This window comes from Paraburkholderia sp. SIMBA_054 (assembly GCF_046534875.1).
Classification (GTDB): Bacteria; Pseudomonadota; Gammaproteobacteria; order Burkholderiales; family Burkholderiaceae; genus Paraburkholderia; species Paraburkholderia hospita.
Genome location: NZ_JAWRXV010000677.1, coordinates 1 through 276, shown reverse-complemented (window position 1 = coordinate 276; position 276 = coordinate 1). Strand labels below are relative to the sequence as shown.

1 protein-coding gene is annotated in these 276 nt (G+C 75.4%); it reads right to left on the bottom strand.

Annotation, left to right across the window (positions count from 1 at the left end; translation table 11 throughout):
• On the bottom strand, positions 1–276 hold a 276-nt coding region (locus tag SB822_RS56810; protein WP_410859066.1), incomplete at both ends, for a M56 family metallopeptidase.

The following is a 276-nucleotide window of genomic DNA, read 5'->3' as shown; positions in this document are numbered from 1 at the left end:
ATGCCCGATACCAGGTGCGCCGGCATCAGCAGGCAGGGCGACCACAGGCCGGCCAGCTGCGGCGAATCGAGCTGCGTGCTCAGGCGCAGCGGCGGGGCGCGGCGCAGGCCCAGGCGTGTCGCCAGTTCGCGGTACTGCGCGGCCAGCGCCGGCGGGATGTCGTGGCGACTGCCACGCACGCGGCGCCGGGTCGCCTGCAGGTCGGCCAGGCTGCGCAGGGCCATCGCGGCCACACCCACCAGCCAGGCCAGCCATAGCGCCCATGCCATCCACGCC